The organism is Sulfitobacter sp. 1A15299 (assembly GCF_043556915.1).
In the GTDB taxonomy this organism is placed as follows: domain Bacteria; phylum Pseudomonadota; class Alphaproteobacteria; order Rhodobacterales; family Rhodobacteraceae; genus Sulfitobacter.
On sequence record NZ_JBIFFJ010000001.1, the window covers coordinates 39291 to 57788 of the forward strand.

Sequence of the window (18498 nt, forward strand, 5' to 3'; positions counted from 1 at the left end):
TGATGAGCCGATATGACCTGACCAAAACCGTGCTGCGCCAAGGCGTCTGGCAGGGCGTGCTGACCGCCGAAGAGGGCGCAGAGACGCCGCAGATCAGCGTGACCCATGAGGGCAAGGAGGTGACGGATATCACGTTAGAGGCCGAAGGGTCCGAAGGGCGCTGGCATCTTTCCTTCCCCGTCCCGGCAGAGGCGATTGCCGATGGGGTGCAGACCCTCGTCATCGCCGAAACGGCCAGCGGGGCGCATTTGGGTCATGTGACCCTGATCGCGGATGAAGCGCTTGGCGATGACATACGGGCCGAAATGGACCTGCTGCGCGCCGAACTCGATTTGCTGAAACGCGCCTTTCGGCGGCATTGCCGCGAGACGAAATAAGCGAAACGCCGCCCCGCAGGCACCGCGCCCGAACACAAAGCCCCGCTGTCTCCAGCGGGGCTTTGTGCATTTATGTGAAAGACATCACTCGTTCGGACCCAGAGCCGACAGCCCTTTGAGGATGTCGATGGCATAGGCCAGTTGGTAATCCTCTTCGCGCAGCTCTGCCGCCTTGCGGGCCTTTTCGCGGTCATCTTCGATCTGTTTGATCTGATCGTCGGTCAGGCTGTCATTGTTCAGCCGGCCCCGCAGATCGGCTTCGGAGCGGAGGGGGCGTGCCGACAATGCGTCATCGTCTTCCTCGGTCTCGGGTGTCGCCGGGGGCTGGGCCACGACGATATCGGGCGATACGCCAAGCGCTTGGATCGACCGGCCCGAGGGCGTGTAGTAACGCGCCGTGGTCAGGCGCATGGCCCCTTCCCCGCGCAGCGGCATGACGGTCTGAACCGAGCCTTTGCCGAAGCTCTTGGTGCCGATGACGATGGCCCGGCGGTGGTCCTGCAAAGCGCCCGCGACAATCTCGGAAGCCGAGGCAGAGCCGCCGTTGATCAGCACGACGATCGGCTTGCCCATCGCCAGATCCCCCGGCGTGGCGTTCACCCGGTCACCGTCTTCGATGTCACGGCCCCGGGTGCTGACGATCTCGCCCTCCTCAAGAAAGGCATCCGACACGGCAATCGCCTGGTTGAGCAGACCACCGGGGTTGTTGCGCATGTCGATGACGATGCCGTTAAGGTTCTCGATGCCGCCCGCCTCTTCGATCTGCTGCTCAAGCCCTTCCTTCATCTTCGGATAGGTCTGCTCATTGAAGGTGGTCAGGCGCAGCACGGCGGTATCGCCCACAGTGCGGGCCCGCACGGCGGTCAATTGGATCGTGTCGCGCACGATGGAGACATCAAAGGGCTCAGGCTCCCCTTCCCGCACCACGGTGATCAGGATCTCGGACCCCACCGGCCCGCGCATCATCTCGACCGCGTCATCGAGGCCAAGCCCCAGCAGGCTTTCACCATCGACATGGGTGATGAAATCCCCCGCTTCGATCCCCGCTTCGGCGGCAGGCGTGCCGTCGATGGGCGAGACGACTTTGACAAAACCCTCCTCTTGGGTGACTTCGATGCCAAGACCGCCAAACTCACCGCGCGTCTGTTCGCGCATCTTCTCGGCGTCTTTCGGCGACAGATAGGACGAATGCGGATCAAGCGAGGTGAGCATGCCGTTGATCGCGGCTTCGATCAGGTCGCCGGGATCGACATCTTCGACATATTGGGCGCGGATGCGTTCGAAAATATCACCGAAAAGATCAAGTTGTTCGTAAACATTGGTCGTCTTCTCGGCCTCTTGCGCCAGCAGCGGCCCGGCGATCTGAGTGGTGGCGACCACTCCCGCCACCGTGCCTGCAACGGCTGCCATCACGAATTTCTTCATCTGCTATCCATCCTTGTCGGTGCGGAACCAGTCTGCCGGATCCTGAGGTGTGTTGTCTTGCCTGACTTCTATATAGAGCGTTTCCGTCCGGTCAGTGCCAGTGGCTTCACCATTTGGTGACATCTGAGATGTTGTGCCGCTTTCCGGCCCGCCCATCAACCCGATGGGCGTGCCACCGGCAATCACCTGCCCGGCCTGACCGTAAACCACATCGAGCCCCGCCAGCACGAAAAGCGTGTCGACCTGCGGCTCAAGGATCACGACATTGCCCAGATCGAGCAGCGGCCCAACATAGCGGATCGTCGCTGCCGAAGGGCTGGTCACGATGGCGCGCGGGCGGGTGGCAAGGATCATCCCGGGCCGTGTCACACCCGCCGAATCCGTCTCTCCGGCCTTGCGGATCACAAGCCCCTGCGCGGGCAAGGGCAGCTCACCCACCTGCCCATCGAGGTTCACCGGCGCAGGCTCAACCGCGCCGGTGGTGATCTCGGACAGGCCGCTGGCAAAACCATCCAACGTCTCGGTCGAGGCGATGAGGATCGCGGTGCGCACCGGGTCTTCGGTAAAGCGCATCGGCAGATCGGTGCGGTTGGCCATCGCCTGATTGAGCGCGGCGCGCGCGGCCTGAAGCTCGGTCAGCCCGTCTTGCAGGCGCTGCGCCGCGTCGGTTTGCAACGCGCGTAAGGTCTTGATGTCCTCATAGTCCTGCCGCAGCGCATCGGCGCGGGCGTTGAGCGCAGGCGTCAATTCAGCCAGCAACATCCCGGCACGCGCAGTGCCCATCGGGCCGTCGGGGTGCAGCAGCACCACGGGCGACGGGTCACCGCCGATGCTTTGCAAGACGCCCAAGAATTGCGCCACCTCGCCCTCGCGCGCCTGAAGCTTGCGGCTGAGCTGCGCCTCGTGGATCGCGGCCTGCCGCAGCCCGGCCCGCATCGCCGCGAGCCCCGCCTCGAAGGCCTGAATCGTCTCGGTCAGCGCCTTGACCCGGTCGCGCGCACCATCGGCTTGATCCAACCGCGCCGATGCGGCCTCCAGGGCGGTTGCGGCCGCGCGTGCTTCCGCGGCGGCCTCATCGGCCTGCGCCTGTGCCATCAGGGGCAGACAGGCAAAAAGGACAGCCGCGGCAAGATGTTTCATGAAAGCAGGCTTTTCCCGGTCATTTCTTCGGGCTGCGGCAGGCCCATCAGATCGAGCACCGTGGGCGCCAGATCGGCCAGCCGCCCATCGCGCAGCGCCGCCCCTTCGGGCGCGCCCACCGCCACCACCGGCACGGGGTTTAGCGTATGGGCCGTATGTGCGCCGCCGGTCTCGGGGTCGATCATCATCTCGCAATTGCCGTGATCCGCCGTGACGATCATCGCGCCGCCTGCGGCCTCCAGCGCCTTGAGCACCCGGCCCAGCCCCGCATCCACCGCCTCACAGGCTGCAATCGCCGCCTCCAGATCGCCGGTATGGCCGACCATATCGGGATTGGCGTAGTTCACCACGATCAGGTCATAGCCCGCCTCGATCGCCTGTACGAACTGGTCCGTCACCTCGGCAGAGGACATCTCGGGCTGCAGATCATAGGTTGCCACGTTCGGCGATTTGGGCATGTTGCGGTCCTCCCCCGTGGCCGGGGTCTCAACCCCGCCATTGAGGAAGAAAGTCACATGGGGATATTTCTCGGTCTCGGCCAGCCGGAACTGTCGCAGACCCTGCTGCGCCACCCAATTGCCAAGCGTGTTCTTGATGTCCGGCTTGGGATACATCGTGGTCATATAGGCGGCGTGGTCTTTGGAATATTCCGCCATGCCCATCAGCGCTGCCCAATCGGGGCGCGGGCCGGTGTCATAGGCGTCAAAGCCCGGGTCGCCCAAGGCCGCCATGATCTCCCGCGCGCGGTCGGCGCGGAAGTTGAGGCAGAAGAGCCCGTCGCCGGATGCCGCCCCCGCGTAGCCCTCGATCACGCTGGCGGTGATGAATTCATCCGTCTCGCCCCGCCCATAGGCCGCCTCAACCGCCGCGCGAGGATCGGGAAACCCCTCCCCTTCGCCATGCAGGATCGCCGCCGAAGCCTTGCCGACCCGGTCCCAACGGGTGTCGCGGTCCATCGCGAAATAGCGCCCCGTCACGGTGACGATCTTCACGGCCTCGGGCAGCGCCGCCTCCAGCGTCTCGAAAAAGCCAAGGGCAGAGGAGGGCGCCACGTCGCGCCCATCGGTCACCGCATGGATCACCACCGGCAGCCCCGCCGCATCCAGCGCGCGGGCGGCGGCGATCATATGGCTGAGATGCCCATGCACCCCCCCGTCCGAGACGACGCCCATCAGATGCGCCGTGCCCCCGGTTTCCTTGAGCTTGGCGATGAAATCTTGCAGGCGCTCATTCTCGGCAAAGCTGCCCTCTTCGATGGCCAGATCGATCTGCCCCAGATCCATCGCCACCACCCGGCCCGCGCCGATATTGGTGTGGCCAACCTCGGAATTGCCCATCTGCCCGCGCGGCAGCCCCACATCGGGGCCATGGGTGATCAACTGCGCCTTTGGCCCTGCCTGCATGATCCGGTCGAAATTCGGCGTCTTGGCCAGCAAGGGCGCGTTGCCTTCCCGCACCTCGCTCAGGCCCCAACCGTCAAGGATGCACAATACGACAGGTTTGGGGGCGCTCATCAGACTGCTGCTCCGGCTTGGTGGCTGTTCAGCGCCTTTTACCCCTTGTGGGCTGGCACTTGAACCACTTTGTGCACAAGCCTTCCATTCCCGCGCTGAGCCCTTGCCCCGCGCGCCCGCTTTGGTCATAACGAGTGGCAACTTTCGCCTGAGCCGAGGACCAACTCCATGACCCTGCAAGCGCCCGAAACCCGCATCGTGAACACTTGGCGCGTGGCCTGCGACGGCAGCGAAGGCGCGCTTGGCCACCCGCGCGTCTGGCTGCAAATCCCCCAGGAGCGCGGCTGGGTCGAATGCGGCTATTGCGACTGCAAATTCGTCCACGCGGATTTCGAAGGCAAAGTCTGAACCTTTCCGGCCCCCATCTGAACATCTGAACCGACGGCACGAACCTGCCCGCGCGGCGCAATGGCGTCTGGCCGTGGGCCATGCTTCGTGGCAAAAGGGTCGCCAATCCAGCGGAGCATTCCTATGACATTCGGCAAAGGCCACCACCTGCATCTGATCGACGGCTCTGCCTTCATTTTTCGCGCCTATCACGCCCTGCCGCCGCTGACGCGCAAATCCGATGGCCTGCCCATCGGCGCGGTCGCCGGGTTCTGCAACATGCTGCACCGCTATGTCGAGGGCAACACCGGCCCCAACGCGCCCACCCACGTCGCCGTGATCTTTGACAAGGGCAGCCACACCTTCCGCAACGACATGTACGACCAGTACAAGGCCAACCGCGATGCGATGCCCGAAGACCTGCGCCCGCAGATCCCGCTGACCCGCACCGCGACCGAAGCCTTCAACATCGCCTGCAAAGAGCTTGAGGGCTATGAGGCCGATGACATCATCGCCACCCTCGCCGTGCAGGCCCGCGCCGCCGGGGGGCGCTGCACCATCATCAGCTCCGACAAGGACCTGATGCAGCTTGTAGGCGACGGGGTGGAAATGCTCGACGCGATGAAGAACAAGACCATCGACCGCGATGGGGTGTTCGAGAAGTTCGGCGTCTACCCCGAACGCGTGGTCGACGTGCAAGCGCTGGCGGGCGATTCGGTCGACAACGTGCCCGGCGCGCCCGGCATCGGGATCAAGACAGCCGCGCTTTTGATCAACGAATACGGCGATCTGGATGCGCTGCTTGAGCGGGCGGGCGAGATCAAACAGCCCAAGCGCCGCCAGACCCTGATCGACCACGCCGAGCAAATCCGCCTGAGCCGCAATCTTGTCCTGCTGGATGAAAACACGCCGCTCGACTTCACCATCGACGATCTCGAAGTGCGCGACCCCGATGCGGACCGCCTGCTGGGCTTCTTGTCCGAGATGGAGTTCCGCACCCTGTCGAAACGCGTGGCCGAGGTGCTGGGCCGCGAGGCCCCCGCCATCCCCGACGCGCCCGCCCCCGCCGTGGCCGATGCGCCAAAGGTGGCCGAGGTGGCCTTTGACCACAGCCAGTACGAACAGGTCAGCGACGCCGAAGCGCTGCGCGTCTGGCTCAACCGAATTTACGAGCGGGGCTATGTCGCGGTAGACACCGAGACCACCGGCCTCAATGAGATGACTGCGGAACTGGTCGGCGTTTCGCTGGCCGTGGAGCCCGGGCAGGCCTGCTACATTCCGCTGACCCATAAAGCCAGCCGCGACGATGACCTCTTCGGCGGAGAGGGGCTGGCCCCCGGTCAGATGCCGGTCGAAGAGGCGCTGCAACTGCTGACCCCGATGCTGGAGGATCCCGCGATCCTCAAGATCGGGCAGAACATGAAATACGACAGCAAGATTTTCGCCCAACTGGGCATCGCGGTTACACCCATCGACGACACCATGCTGATGTCCTACGCGATGCACGCGGGCCTGCACGGGCATGGGATGGACACGCTTTCCGAGCGCTATCTCGGTCACACACCGATGCCGATCAAGCCGCTTTTGGGCAGCGGCAAATCCGCAGTGACCTTCGACAAGGTGCCGCTGTCCGATGCCGTCGCCTATGCCGCCGAGGATGCCGATGTCACCCTGCGCCTTTGGCAGCTTTTCAAACCGCAGCTGCACCGCGCCGAGGTCACCAAGGTCTACGAAACGCTGGAGCGCCCGCTGGTGCCCGTGCTGGCGCAGATGGAGCGGGCGGGCATCGAGGTCGACCGCGATACGCTCAGCCGCATGTCCAACGCCTTTGCCCAGAAGATGGCCGGGCTGGAGGCGGATATTCACGAGTTGGCGGGCGAGAGTTTCAACGTCGGCTCACCCGCTCAGCTTGGCGAAATCCTCTTTGGCAAGATGGGGCTGCCGGGCGGCAAGAAAGGCAAGACCGGGAAATATTCCACCGGCGCGGATGTGCTTGAGGATCTGGCGACCGAACATGACCTCGCCCGTCGGGTGCTGGACTGGCGGCAGTTGTCGAAGCTGAAATCGACCTATACCGACGCGCTGCAAGACCATGTGAACGCCGAAACGGGCCGCGTGCACACCTGCTATTCCATCGCCGGGGCGGCAACCGGGCGGCTGGCTTCGACCGATCCGAACCTGCAGAACATCCCGATCCGCTCTGAGGAGGGCCGCCGCATCCGCGAGGCTTTCGTCGCCCCCGAGGGCAAGGTGCTGGTGGCGCTGGACTACAGCCAGATCGAGCTGCGCATCCTTGCGCATATCGCCCAGATCGACGCGCTGAAGGAGGCGTTTCACCGCGGCGACGACATCCACGCCATGACCGCGTCGGAGATGTTCGACGTGCCGATGGATCAGATGACCCCTGAGATTCGCCGCAACGCCAAGGCGATCAACTTCGGCGTGATCTACGGCATCTCGGGCTTCGGCCTTGCCCGCAACCTACGCATCCCCCGGGCCGAGGCGCAGGGTTTCATCGACCGCTATTTCGAGCGTTTCCCCGGCATCCGGACCTATATGGACGACACCAAGGCTTTTGCGAAAGAGCATGGCTACGTGCAAACGCTCTTTGGCCGCAAGATCAACACGCCCAACATCGGCGCCAAGGGTCCGCAGGCCGGGTTTGCCGCCCGCGCCGCGATCAACGCGCCGATCCAAGGCACCGCCGCAGATGTGATCCGCCGCGCCATGGTGCGGATGCCCGAGGCCATCGCCGATCTGCCCGCGACCATGCTGTTGCAGGTGCACGATGAACTGCTCTTCGAGGTCGAAAAGGGCGCCGAAGACGCGCTGATCGCCGCCGCGCGCGAGGTGATGGAGAATGCCAATGATCCGGTGGTGAAGCTCGACGTGAAGCTGATCGTCGATGCCGGTGTGGGTGCCAATTGGGCCGAGGCGCATTGATGAGCAGCGAATTGCACCTGCCCGACGATCTCGCACAGGCGCTGGAAGAGACCGGGGCACAGGCGGGCTGGGCCGCCTATAGCCCAACCCTCAAGGCCGACGCGCTGGCGTGGATCGACGCGGCGCGGACCACGGCGGCGCGGTCAAAGCGGGTGGATGACGTGGCGCGCTTTGCTGGGAAGGGACTGCCGCCGACGCCGTTTCAGTGATGGGTTGAGGGCCAGCGCCTGCCCGCGGGTCGGTGAGACAGGCCACCCGGGCCCGGAATCAAGCCGCAGGCGCCGGGCCATCGCCTGCCCGCCCCCCGGGTAGGCGATTTGGTGAGGCTGGGCCCGAGCTTGCGGACGCACATCATGGTTAAGCCATAAAGTGGCACGAGGCCATGTCAGATCGCCCACCCGCGGTCAGGCGATGGCCCTTTGTACACCCGTCCCCCTTGCGCTAGATCATCTAGCATGACCCCGATCCTATACTCCTTCCGCCGCTGCCCCTACGCCATGCGCGCCCGCCTCGCCATTGCTGCCGCGCAAACCCCCGTCCGCCTGCGCGAAGTCGTGCTGCGGGACAAACCGCAGGCCTTCCTCGATGCCTCGCCCAGTGCCACCGTGCCCTGCCTCGTCACCAAAACCGGCCCCATCGACGAAAGCCTCGACATCATGAAATGGGCGCTGGCGCTGAACGATCCCGAAGGTTGGCGCGACATGCCGCCCGAGGGGCACGACTGGATCGCCCGCGCCGACGGCCCGTTCAAAGACGCGCTGGACCGCACCAAATACGCCACCCGCTATCCCGAGGTGGACCCCGAAGAGCAACGCGCCAAGGCGGCAACCTTCCTCCGCGCCCTCGATGCGCAACTGGACGATTGGATTTTCGACCGCCCCACGCTGGCGGATTACGCGATCCTGCCCTTCGTCCGGCAGTTCGCCTTTATCGACCGCGCTTGGTTCGACGCACAGGATTGGCCCGCCCTGCGCGGCTGGCTCGACCGGTTTCTGGCCTCGCCCCGCTTCGAAAGCGTGATGGATAAATACCCCCAGTGGCAGCCCGGCGATACGCCGGTGTCATTCCCCTAAAGCAGTCACCCACCCCAAGGTCTGCTCTGTCGGGCCGCCCGGACTATACTCCCCGCTGACGAAACCGTCATAGCCCGCCCGCAGCGCGGCAAAGAGCCCGTCGAAATCGACATCACCGCTGCCGGGCGCGGCGCGCTCTGGCGCATCACCTAGCTGCACATGGCGGATCAGGGGGCGATACTCTTGGAAAACCGCCACGGCATCGCCATGGATCATCTGCGCGTGAAAACTGTCGAATTGCAGCGCCACATTGGGCGCATCCACCGCCGCCAGCAGATCCGCCGCCTGCGCGTAGCCATTCAAGAAATATCCCGGTTTGGCTTGCGGGCAGAGCGGCTCGATCATCAGGGTGACCCCCGGCGGCGCCTCTGCCGCGGCATGGCGCAGGTTTGCCACGAAAGCCTTTGCCGCCGCTGGCCCTTCGGCCTCCCCGGCCATGACATGCACCATCCGGGGCCGCAGCGCGTCGACATAGCGCCAGACCCGGCGCATATCATGGGCGAAACGCGCCTCCCCTCCCGGCAGGGCGGCGAAACCGGGCAGACCGCCCGTATAATTCGGCGGCGGCGCGTTGATCAGGGCGAGCGTGAGCCCATTGCGCAGCAAGGCGCGCTGCGTCTCTTTCGCGGGCATGTCATAGGGAAACAAGACCTCGACTGCGCCAAACCCCGCCTCTGCCGCCGCGTCGAACCGGTCCAGATAGGGCAGTTCGGACCAAAGCAGCGACAGATTGGCGGCGGGGGTGATCGGCATTCGGGTCTTTCGGTGAACTTACGGCAGGTCTTCCGAAGGGATGATGCCAAAGAATTCCCCACCCGACCAGACACCAAACCAGCCATCGCGGTGCTGGCCCAGATCGACCAAGCGGTAAAAGCTCTTGCGGTCGATCAGCGCCTCCAGATTGCGGCGCACCAGCACATAGGGCGCAGGTTCGCCCGTCTCTTCATCGCGGACCACGCGGATCGGATGGGCTGGCCCCGCCTCGGCCACGTCGCCCAGATTGGTCAAAAACCGCAACTGCTGCGCCGCGCCCGCGCCCTCGGCCTCGAAATCCACGGCGACGAAGGGGGCGTCTTCGACGGTGATGCCCACTTTCTCCACCGGGGTTTTCAGGAAATAGTCATCCCCCTCGCGCCAGAGAATCGATGCGAACAATTTGACCATTTCGATCCGGCCAATGGGCGTGCCTTGGTAGAGCCACGTCCCGTCGCGTTTGATCTGCATGTCCAGATCGCCGCAAAATTCTGGGTTCCACTTCTCAAGCGGCGGGGTTCCGCGCGCTTTTGCGGCCTTGGCGGCTTCGATCAAACTGTCTGCCGTGGGTGTCACGGTATTTTGTCCGCTCATTGCTTTTGCCATTCCCTTTGGTCGCGATACACTTACACCTGAAAGATATAACTCCGGGGAAAGAAATGTCATGGCCGAAGCGGATGATCTGATCGCGCAAATCGAAGCGCTGAGCGAAAGGCTGGCCGCGGCGAAACAGTCGATCACCGGGCGTTTCGTCGGGCAGGAGCAGGTCGTCGACCTTGCGCTGACGGCGCTGCTCTGCGGCGGGCACGGCCTGCTGATCGGCCTGCCCGGCTTGGGCAAGACGCGGCTGGTTGAGACGTTGAGCACGGTTATGGGCCTGCATGGCAACCGCGTGCAATTCACCCCCGATCTGATGCCCGCTGACATCTTGGGCTCCGAAGTGCTTGACACCGCGCCAGACGGCAGCCGCGCCTTTCGCTTTGTCGAAGGGCCGATCTTTTGCCAACTTTTGATGGCCGATGAGATCAACCGCGCCAGTCCGCGCACCCAATCCGCCCTGCTGCAGGCGATGCAGGAAAAGACCGTGACCGTCGCAGGGCAGGACCGCGCGCTTGGGCAGCCTTTCCATGTGCTCGCCACGCAAAACCCGATCGAGCAGGAAGGCACCTACCCCCTGCCCGAAGCGCAGCTTGACCGTTTCCTCGTGCAGATCGACGTGGCCTACCCCGACCGCGCGACAGAGCGGGACATTCTGCTGGCCACCACCGGTGTCAGAGAGGGCACCGTGCGCCCGGTCTTCACCACCGAAGACCTGATCACTGCCCAGACCCTGCTGCGCCGGATGCCGGTGGGCGACAGCGTGGTGGAACTGATCCTCGACCTTGTCCGCGCCTTCCGCCCCGATGAGCCTGAGGCGACCCATGCCGTGCGCGACAGCGTCGCTTGGGGCCCCGGCCCCCGTGCCGCGCAAGCGCTGATGCTGACCGTGCGCGCCCGGGCGCTGCTGGAGGAGCGGCTGGCTCCTTCGGCCGAGGATGTGCTGGCCATGGCCCGCCCGGTGCTGAGCCACCGGATGGCGCTGAACTTTGCCGCCCGCGCGCGGGGCGAAAGCCTGCAAAGCCTGATCGACGCCACCGCCGGTCAATTGATCGGGAAAAAGGCCGCCGCGTGACCCATAGCCCCCTGTCCCTCAGAGCCAGCGCCGAGGGCGAAGCGGCCCGGCTGCCCGCCCTGCTGGCGCGGGCCGAGCATTTGGCCGGTGCGGTGCTGCCCGGCGCCCATGGCCGCCGCCGCGCGGGAACGGGGGATGATTTTTGGCAATACCGTCCGGCGCAGATCGGTGACAGCCGCCGCATGGTCGACCACCGCCGTTCGGCCCGTGGCGATCAGGAATTCGTGCGCGAGCGCGAGTGGCAGATCGCGCAGTCCGTCATGCTTTGGGTCGATCAGGGGGCGTCGATGCGCTTTGCCTCGGACAAGGCGCTGCCCGACAAGGCCGATCGCGCCCGCCTTTTGGGCCTTGCGCTGGCGATCTTGCTGCTGCGCGGGGGGGAGCGGGTGGGCCTGACCGGCACCGCCCTGCCCCCACGGCGCGGCAATCCGCAGGTGCTGCGGCTGGCCGAATGGCTCTGCCAAGAGGATGGCCGAGACTACGCCCCGCCCGAACATCGCGGCATGATCCCTCATGCGCGGGCGGTCTTCATCTCGGATTTCATGGGCGATCTCGACCCGGTGCAGACCGCGCTGGCCAAGGCCGCCGACCGCGGCGTGCGCGGCGTGCTCTATCACCTGCTGGACCCGGCGGAGGAGGCTTTTCCCTTCGCGGGCCGCACCGTTTTCGAAAGCGTCGGGGGCAGTCTGCGACATGAGACGCTCAAGGCAAACGACCTGCGCGACCGCTACCTCGACCGGCTGGCGGCGCGCAAAGACGCCTTGCAGCAACTCTGCGCCCGCACCGGCTGGCGCTACGGGCTGCACCACACCGATGCCACGGCGCAGTCGGCGCTGCTCTGGCTCTATGGCGCGCTGGACGCGCGACAGGGGAGCGCGGCATGAGCGTTTTCGGCGGCATCGGTTTCACCGCGCCTTGGCTTCTGCTGGCCCTGCTGGCGCTGCCGATCCTATGGCTGATCCTGCGGGCCGTGCCGCCCGCCCCGGTCCGCCGCCGTTTTCCCGGTGTGGCGCTGCTCTTGGGGTTGGCGGATGACGACAGCACCAGCGACCGCACCCCGTGGTGGTTGCTTTTGCTGCGAATGCTGGCCGTGGCCGCGATCATCATCGGCCTTGCCGGGCCGGTGCTGAACCCGCAGGCAAAGACGGAACAGGGCAGCGGCCCCTTGCTGATCCTGCTCGATGGCTCATGGGCCGGGGCCAGCGGCTGGGACCGGCAGATGGCCGCCGTTGACGCCCAACTCACCCGCGCCGGACGGGCCGAGCGGACGGTGGGTATCCTCAGCCTCACCGACCCGCAGGTGCCGACCTTCCAATCCGCCGATGCGTGGCGCAGCCGTCTGGCCGGGTTCACCCCCGCGCCATGGCAACCGGCCCCGGCAGAACTGACCCGCGCGACCGAGATCATGGCGACCCTGCCTGCCTTCGATACCCTGTGGTTCAGCGATGGGTTGGATTATCCGGGCCGCGATGACCTGCTTGCCGCGCTGCAATCCAAAGGCGCGGTAGAGGTGCATCAACCCGCGGGCAATGTCATCGGCATCGCCCCCGCAGTCTACCAAGACGGCGCGATCGACCTGACCCTGCGCCGCGCCGCGCCCGGACCGGAACGCGCGGTGGTGGTGCAGGCCCATGGCCGCGATCCGGCGGGCAACGCCCGGGTGCTCGCCACCGCCAGCGCGACATTCGCGGCGGGCGCGACCGAGGCCAGCACCTCCCTCTCGCTGCCTGCCGAGATGCGCGCGCGGCTCACCTCTTTCGACATCGCGGGGCAACGCTCCGCCGGGGCGCGCACCTTGGTCGATGACGGGCTGCGCCGCCGCGAAGTCGCGCTGATCCGAGGGCGCGGGGCGCAGGAGGGGCTGCAACTGCTCTCGCCGCTGCATTACATCGAACAGGCGCTGGCCCCGAGCGCCGATCTGATCGACGGCACCCTGACCGAGGTGCTGCCCGCCAACCCCGATGTGATCGTGCTGGCGGATGTGGCCACCCTCGCCCCCGCCGAGGCCGAGCCGCTGCAAGAGTGGATCGACGCGGGCGGCATGCTCATCCGTTTCGCCGGACCGCGCGTGGCGGCAAGCGATGTCAGCCGCATCGACGAAGACCCGCTGATGCCCGTGCGCCTGCGCGCCGGGGGTCGCAGCGTCGGCGGCGCGATGTCTTGGGGCGAGCCCAAGGCGCTGGCCCCTTTCCGCAACGGGTCGCCTTTCTTTGGGCTGACGGTGCCCGATGACGTGACCGTTTCGGCCCAGGTCGTGGCGCAACCCGACCCCACTTTGGCCGACCGGGTGATCGCCGCGCTTAGCGATGGCACCCCGCTGGTGACGCGCAAAGCCGTGGGTCAGGGGCAGATCGTGCTGTTCCACGTCACCGCCACGGCGGAATGGTCAACCCTACCTCTGTCGGGTCTTTTCGTGCAGATGATGGAACGGCTGGCCGTGTCATCGGGTGCCAGCGCCCCCGAGGCCCAGAGCCTTGAGGGCACCACATGGACCCCGCTGCGGGTGATGGACGGTTTCGGCAGTCTGTCCGACGCGGGCACACTGCCCGGCGTTGCGGGGCCGGACCTGATCTCGGCCCCTGCAGGGCCCGCCCTGCCGCCCGGCATCTACGGCACCGAAGACCGGCGGCTTGCGCGCAATGTGCTAACTGCCGAGACCGCCCTCACCCCCGCCACATGGCCCGCCGATGTGCCGCTGCGCGGCCTTGCTCTGCCACCGGAACAACCGCTCGCCGGGGCGCTTCTGAGCCTCGCTATCCTGCTGCTCATGGCCGATGTGCTGGCCTCCCTCGCCCTCTCAGGGCTGCTGCTGCGCCGCTCCACCGCCAGCTTGGCGCTGGCCTTGGGGCTGATCATCGCCCCCCAGATGGGCGACGCGCAGGAGACCGACCCCGAAAGCTTTGCCATACGCTCGGCCTCGGAGGTGACGCTGGCCCATGTGCTCACCGGCAACAGCGACGTTGACGAGATCGCCCGCGCCGGGCTGATCGGCCTGTCGGACACGCTTTATTTCCGCACCACGGTCGAGCCCGACCTGCCCACCGGCGTTGACCTTGAGCAGGACGAACTGGCCTTCTTTCCGATCCTCTATTGGCCGGTGACACCAGACCAACCGCAGCCCTCGTCCGAGGCCTATGGCAAGCTGAACGACTACCTCCGCTCGGGCGGGCTGATCCTGTTCGATACGCGCGACGCGGATATCGCGAGCTACGGTGCCGCCAGCCCGGATGGGCGCAAACTGCAAGAACTGGCCGCACCGCTCGACATTCCGCCGCTGGAGCCGCTGCCCGGCGATCACGTCCTGACGCGCACCTTCTACCTGCTGCAAGACTACCCCGGCCGCTACAGCAGCCGCGATGTCTGGGTGGAGGCCGCGCCGCCCGATGCGGAACGCATCGAGGGGATGCCCTTTCGCAACCTCAACGACGGGGTGACGCCGGTGGTGATCGGCGGCAATGACTGGGCCGCCGCTTGGGCCGTGCGCCGCGATGGCGCGCCGCTTTTGCCCATCGGGCGCGGCTTTGCCGGAGAGCGGCAGCGCGAACTGGCCTACCGCTTTGGCGTGAACCTTGTCATGCATGTGCTGACCGGCAACTACAAATCCGATCAGGTCCATGTGCCTGCACTGCTGGATAGGTTGGGCCAATGACCGGAACCGTGCTGTTCGACCCGCTGATCCCCCTGCCGCTGCTGATCGGCCTTGCGGTGCTGGCCGGGCTTGGCCTGCTGCTGGCGCTGTGGCGCGGCCTGTCGGGCTGGGCTCTGAGGGGCTTGGCGGCGGCAGTCGTTCTGGCCGCGCTCGCCGGGCCATCCTACCAGACCGAAGACCGCGCGCCGCTGTCGGACATCGTGCTGCTTTTGGAAGACGAAAGCGCCAGCCAGCGGCTTTCGGACCGTGCCGCCCAGACCAACGCGGCGGCAGAGGCGCTCACTGCCCGCATCGCCGCGCGACCCAATACCGATCTGCGCCGGATCACCGTGCCCGATGGGGCCGAAGATGCCGGCACCCGGCTGATGACCACGCTGGCAGACGCGCTGGCCGAAGAGCCGCGCGCGCGGATCGCGGGCATTCTGGCGCTCAGCGATGGCCGGGTGCATGACGCCGATCTGCCGCTCGACCTGCCCGCGCCGCTGCATCTGCTGCAAACCGGCCGGGCCGAGGACTGGGACCGCCGCCTGACCGTGCGCAACGCCCCGGCCTTTGCCATCATCGGAGAGCCGGTGACCCTGACCCTGCGCATCGACGATCTGGGGGCCGCGCCCGAGGGCGGCGGGCTGACCCAGCTTGATATTTCTGTCGACGGGGAAGAACCGCAGAGTTTCAACGTGCCGATTGGCCAAGACCTCGAACTGCCCGTGGCTCTGCCCCACGGCGGGCGCAACGTGATCCGCTTCTCCCTGCCCGAAGCCGAAGGGGAGTTGACCGACCGCAACAATGCCGCGCTGATCCAGATGAACGGCGTGCGCGACCGGCTCAGCGTGCTCTTGGTTTCAGGCGAGCCGCATCCCGGCGGGCGCACGTGGCGCAACCTGCTGAAGTCCGACAGCGCGGTCGATCTTGTGCATTTCACCATTCTGCGCCCGCCCGACAAACAGGACGGGGTGCCGGTGAACGAGCTGTCGCTCATCGCCTTTCCGACGCGCGAATTGTTCATGGAAAAGATCGGCGACTTCGATCTCATCATCTTTGACCGCTACCAACGGCGCGGCATCTTGCCGGCGCTCTACCTCGATAATGTGGCGCAATATGTGCGCAAGGGGGGTGCGGTGCTGGTCGCCGCCGGGCCGGATTTCGCCAGTGCCGACAGCCTCTACCGGTCGCCGCTCGGCACGGTGCTGCCCGCCACTCCCACCGCGCGGGTCTTGGAGGAAGCCTTCCCCCCGGTCGTCACCGACATCGGCCAGCGCCATCCCGTCACCTCAGACCTGCCCGGCAGGGGCGATTGGGGCCGCTGGCTGCGCCAGATCGACGTGAACGCTGACAGCGGCGACGTGGTGATGACCGGCGCGGACGACCGCCCGCTTCTGGTACTGGACCGGGTGGATGAGGGGCGCGTGGCCTTGCTCGCGTCCGACCATGCGTGGCTGTGGAACCGTGGCTATGAAGGCGGCGGCCCGCAGTTGGAATTGCTGCGCCGTCTGGCCCATTGGATGATGAAGGAACCCGAGCTTGAGGAGGAGGCGCTGATGGCCACCGCCCAAGGCCGGACCATGCGCATCACCCGACGCACCTTAGATGAAACCGTGCCCCCCGTCACGATCACCGCCCCCGATGGCAGCACCGTCGAATTGCCCCTCACCCCCGCCGGGCCGGGCCGGTTCGAGGCGGAGTATACCGGCGAAGAGATCGGCCTCTACCGGCTGGAGAACGGCGATGAGGTCACCGTCATCGGCCTCGGCCCCGCCGCCCCGCGCGAGTTTGTCGAGACCATTGCCAGCGATGCGGCCCTGCGTCCGGCGATCGACAGCCTGCGCGGTGGGGTGGCACGGGTGGAGGATGGGCTGCCGCGCCTGCGTGATGTGCGCCTTGGCCGCCCCGCCGCCGGGCGCGGCTGGCTGGGGCTGACCCCGCGCGGCGCTTACGAAACGCGCGATGTGCGGCAAACGCCGCTGCTGCCAGGGTGGCTGGTGCTCGTGCTCTCGGCGCTCTTCATCACTGCCGCATGGCTCCGCGAGGGCCGCCGCTAAAGCGCGCGCAGCAGCAAGCCGCCCGCCAGTGTCACCACGACCAGCCCCGCCGTCAGCTCGGCCACCGCTGCGGCTTGGGCCAGCCTCGGCGATCCGGCCAGCCCGCCCAAGACCCCGGCGCGCAGCCCCGTCGCGGCCAAGCCGGTGGCGATGGTGATCAAGCCGGTGCCGAGCGCCATGACAAAGGCCCCCAAGATGCCGACCCCGCCGATCCCCATATGCCAAGTGATCACCAGCACGAACAGCGCCCCGGTGCAGGGCCGTATGGCAATCCCCCCGATCAAGAGCAGCGCGTCGCTCAGCCTGCCCGCGCGCTGAACCTGCGCCAGACTGGGCCCATGGGCATGGCCGCAATGGCTGCATATTTCGTCGGAACGCGCCGATCTGTCCTGCCGCGCATGGCGCAGCCCGCGCCAGATCAGCCAAAGCCCGATGAGGGCGATCGCGCCATAGCTTGCCGGGGCCATGATGTCTTCGGTCACGCCGACGAGCGCTTCACGGCCAAGACCCAAGAGGAGGATCCCCGCATAGACCAGACCCACGGCGGTCACCGCTTGGCCCAGGGAGGCCGCCAGCGCAATCAGCGAGAGCCGGAGCACCGGCACCGCCCGCGCCAGCCCGTAGCCGCCGATCACGATCTTGCCATGCCCCGGCCCCGCCGCATGGACGACGCCGTAGGCAAAAGACGCCAAAAGCACCGTCCAGAACGCCGCCGTATCGCCGCCCCGCGTGGCGCGCAGCCCGCTGGCAATGCTGTTTTGAAACCCGCGCTGCTGCCCTGCGGCCCAATGGGCAAGGGCGTTGAACCCGCCCGACCACCACAGCGCCGCCAGCGCCAGAAGGGTCGCCAATGCTGCCAGCGCTATGATGCGTCGCATGTGATCACCACTTCATTGGCCAAGGCTTCGCCGATCTCCGGCAGGCCCACATCGCTTGGGTCGGTATTGGCATCCAGCGCGCTCAAGTCCTGCTGAAGGGCGCGCAGGTCGGCGCTCATATCCGGCATCTTGACCCGCGCGCGGCAGGTGTCACTGCCTTGGATGGTCACTTTCTGGGTCACCTCATAGGCGGTGTAATAGGTCGGGTCATAGGGTTTGATGACCAGCCCATCCGCCGCCGGTGCCGGGCCTTCGACCGCGCGCAGATGGCTGGTGATGATCCGCCCTTCGGCAAAGCGGGTTTCCACGTCCTGCGGCCCCGAGAGCGCGATCTCTTCGCCCCCCTCCAGCAAGACCGTATCGCCGTTGAACCCTTCGATCCACTGCATGTCGAACCCGTTGAGAGAGGCGACTTCCGCCTGCGTCAGCACGCCATCGTAATCGGGATCGAGGCCGCGATCCTCGGTCACCAAGAGAGAGTAGAATTCGTCATAGGCCCATGTGATCCGCAGATGGGTCAACCGCCCCTCGGCATCGACGATAGCTTCGAACCCGGTATCGACGAAGATATGCGGATGCGCGCCAAGCGGCGTGGCGCAGGCGAGGAGAATGGCGGTGACGAGCGGGTATTTCATGGCGCCAGGTCTACGCTCCTTCGCCAAGCGCGGCAATCGCCCGGTGGGCGGCGCAAGGCGGGAAGGCGCGCAT

The 18498-nt window shown here is 66.3% G+C and carries 16 protein-coding genes; 9 read left to right on the forward strand and 7 right to left on the reverse strand.

The annotated features are described in order from the left end of the window. Window positions 1-2: 2 nt before the first annotated feature. Window positions 3-377: a hypothetical protein gene (locus tag ACGYK7_RS00180; RefSeq protein ID WP_394397891.1), complete on the forward strand. Its 375-nt coding sequence runs from the start codon at window positions 3-5 to the stop codon at window positions 375-377. Window positions 378-461: 84 nt separating this feature from the next. Here ACGYK7_RS00180 and ACGYK7_RS00185 read toward each other — a convergent pair whose 3' ends face one another. From ACGYK7_RS00185 to gpmI, 3 genes are read right to left on the reverse strand one after another with little or no spacing between them, the layout of a single operon-like run. Further along, the gene (locus ACGYK7_RS00185; RefSeq protein WP_394397893.1) at window positions 462-1802 is read right to left on the reverse strand and encodes a S41 family peptidase; all 1341 of its coding nucleotides are present in this window, start codon (window positions 1800-1802) and stop codon (window positions 462-464) included. 3 nt (window positions 1803-1805) lie between these two features. Next, the gene (locus ACGYK7_RS00190) at window positions 1806-2942 is read right to left on the reverse strand and encodes a murein hydrolase activator EnvC family protein (protein ID WP_394397895.1); all 1137 of its coding nucleotides are present in this window, start codon (window positions 2940-2942) and stop codon (window positions 1806-1808) included. Next, window positions 2939-4456, reverse strand: coding sequence for a 2,3-bisphosphoglycerate-independent phosphoglycerate mutase (gene gpmI / locus ACGYK7_RS00195; RefSeq protein WP_394397897.1), 1518 nt, complete (start codon window positions 4454-4456; stop codon window positions 2939-2941). Before gpmI ends, ACGYK7_RS00190 begins: the two co-directional genes overlap by 4 nt. 168 nt (window positions 4457-4624) lie before the next feature. On the opposite strand from gpmI, the gene ACGYK7_RS00200 reads away from it, so the two are divergent. The 4 genes from ACGYK7_RS00200 (at window position 4625) to ACGYK7_RS00215 (ending at window position 8799) form a co-directional block, all read left to right on the forward strand. Further along, window positions 4625-4804, forward strand: coding sequence for a zinc-finger domain-containing protein (locus ACGYK7_RS00200; protein ID WP_394397899.1), 180 nt, complete (start codon window positions 4625-4627; stop codon window positions 4802-4804). 123 nt (window positions 4805-4927) lie between these two features. Next, window positions 4928-7726: a DNA polymerase I gene (polA, locus tag ACGYK7_RS00205; protein WP_394397901.1), complete on the forward strand. Its 2799-nt coding sequence runs from the start codon at window positions 4928-4930 to the stop codon at window positions 7724-7726. Beyond that, a complete protein-coding gene (locus ACGYK7_RS00210) occupies window positions 7726-7935 on the forward strand; it encodes a YdeI/OmpD-associated family protein (protein WP_394397903.1) in 210 nt (69 codons plus the stop codon). Before polA ends, ACGYK7_RS00210 begins: the two co-directional genes overlap by 1 nt. A gap of 246 nt (window positions 7936-8181) precedes the next feature. Continuing rightward, entirely contained in the window at window positions 8182-8799 is a 618-nt protein-coding gene (locus ACGYK7_RS00215; RefSeq protein ID WP_394397905.1) for a glutathione S-transferase, read from the forward strand. Here ACGYK7_RS00215 and ACGYK7_RS00220 read toward each other — a convergent pair. Continuing rightward, complete coding sequence (locus ACGYK7_RS00220; RefSeq protein ID WP_394397907.1) at window positions 8788-9552, reverse strand: hydroxypyruvate isomerase family protein; 765 nt, start codon at window positions 9550-9552, stop codon at window positions 8788-8790. The genes ACGYK7_RS00215 and ACGYK7_RS00220 overlap by 12 nt on opposite strands. A gap of 18 nt (window positions 9553-9570) precedes the next feature. Further along, window positions 9571-10146, reverse strand: coding sequence for a DUF1285 domain-containing protein (locus ACGYK7_RS00225; RefSeq protein ID WP_394397909.1), 576 nt, complete (start codon window positions 10144-10146; stop codon window positions 9571-9573). Between the two features lie 70 nt (window positions 10147-10216). Between ACGYK7_RS00225 and ACGYK7_RS00230 the strand changes: the two genes are divergently transcribed. The 4 genes from ACGYK7_RS00230 to ACGYK7_RS00245 are packed head-to-tail and all read left to right on the forward strand — an operon-like array spanning window position 10217 to window position 16912. Continuing rightward, window positions 10217-11224 (forward strand): AAA family ATPase, encoded by a 1008-nt coding sequence (locus tag ACGYK7_RS00230; protein ID WP_394397911.1) that lies wholly within the window; start codon window positions 10217-10219, stop codon window positions 11222-11224. Next, window positions 11221-12108, forward strand: a complete 888-nt coding sequence (locus ACGYK7_RS00235) for a DUF58 domain-containing protein (RefSeq protein WP_394397913.1) — start codon at window positions 11221-11223, stop codon at window positions 12106-12108. The genes ACGYK7_RS00230 and ACGYK7_RS00235 overlap by 4 nt, the downstream gene beginning before the upstream one ends. Beyond that, on the forward strand, window positions 12105-14873 hold the full coding sequence (locus ACGYK7_RS00240) for a DUF4159 domain-containing protein (RefSeq protein WP_394397915.1): 2769 nt from the start codon (window positions 12105-12107) through the stop codon (window positions 14871-14873). Before ACGYK7_RS00235 ends, ACGYK7_RS00240 begins: the two co-directional genes overlap by 4 nt. Further along, the gene (locus ACGYK7_RS00245) at window positions 14870-16912 is read left to right on the forward strand and encodes a hypothetical protein (RefSeq protein WP_394397917.1); all 2043 of its coding nucleotides are present in this window, start codon (window positions 14870-14872) and stop codon (window positions 16910-16912) included. The genes ACGYK7_RS00240 and ACGYK7_RS00245 overlap by 4 nt, the downstream gene beginning before the upstream one ends. Here the strand turns inward: ACGYK7_RS00245 and ACGYK7_RS00250 are convergent. Together ACGYK7_RS00250 and ACGYK7_RS00255 are read right to left on the reverse strand one after the other, a co-directional pair. Then, complete coding sequence (locus ACGYK7_RS00250; RefSeq protein WP_394397919.1) at window positions 16909-17790, reverse strand: nickel/cobalt transporter; 882 nt, start codon at window positions 17788-17790, stop codon at window positions 16909-16911. The genes ACGYK7_RS00245 and ACGYK7_RS00250 overlap by 4 nt on opposite strands. Then, window positions 17775-18425 carry a DUF1007 family protein gene (locus ACGYK7_RS00255; RefSeq protein WP_394397921.1) on the reverse strand — a complete coding sequence of 217 codons (651 nt, stop codon included), beginning with the start codon at window positions 18423-18425 and terminating at the stop codon, window positions 17775-17777. The genes ACGYK7_RS00250 and ACGYK7_RS00255 overlap by 16 nt, the downstream gene beginning before the upstream one ends. Window positions 18426-18498 lie beyond the last annotated feature (73 nt).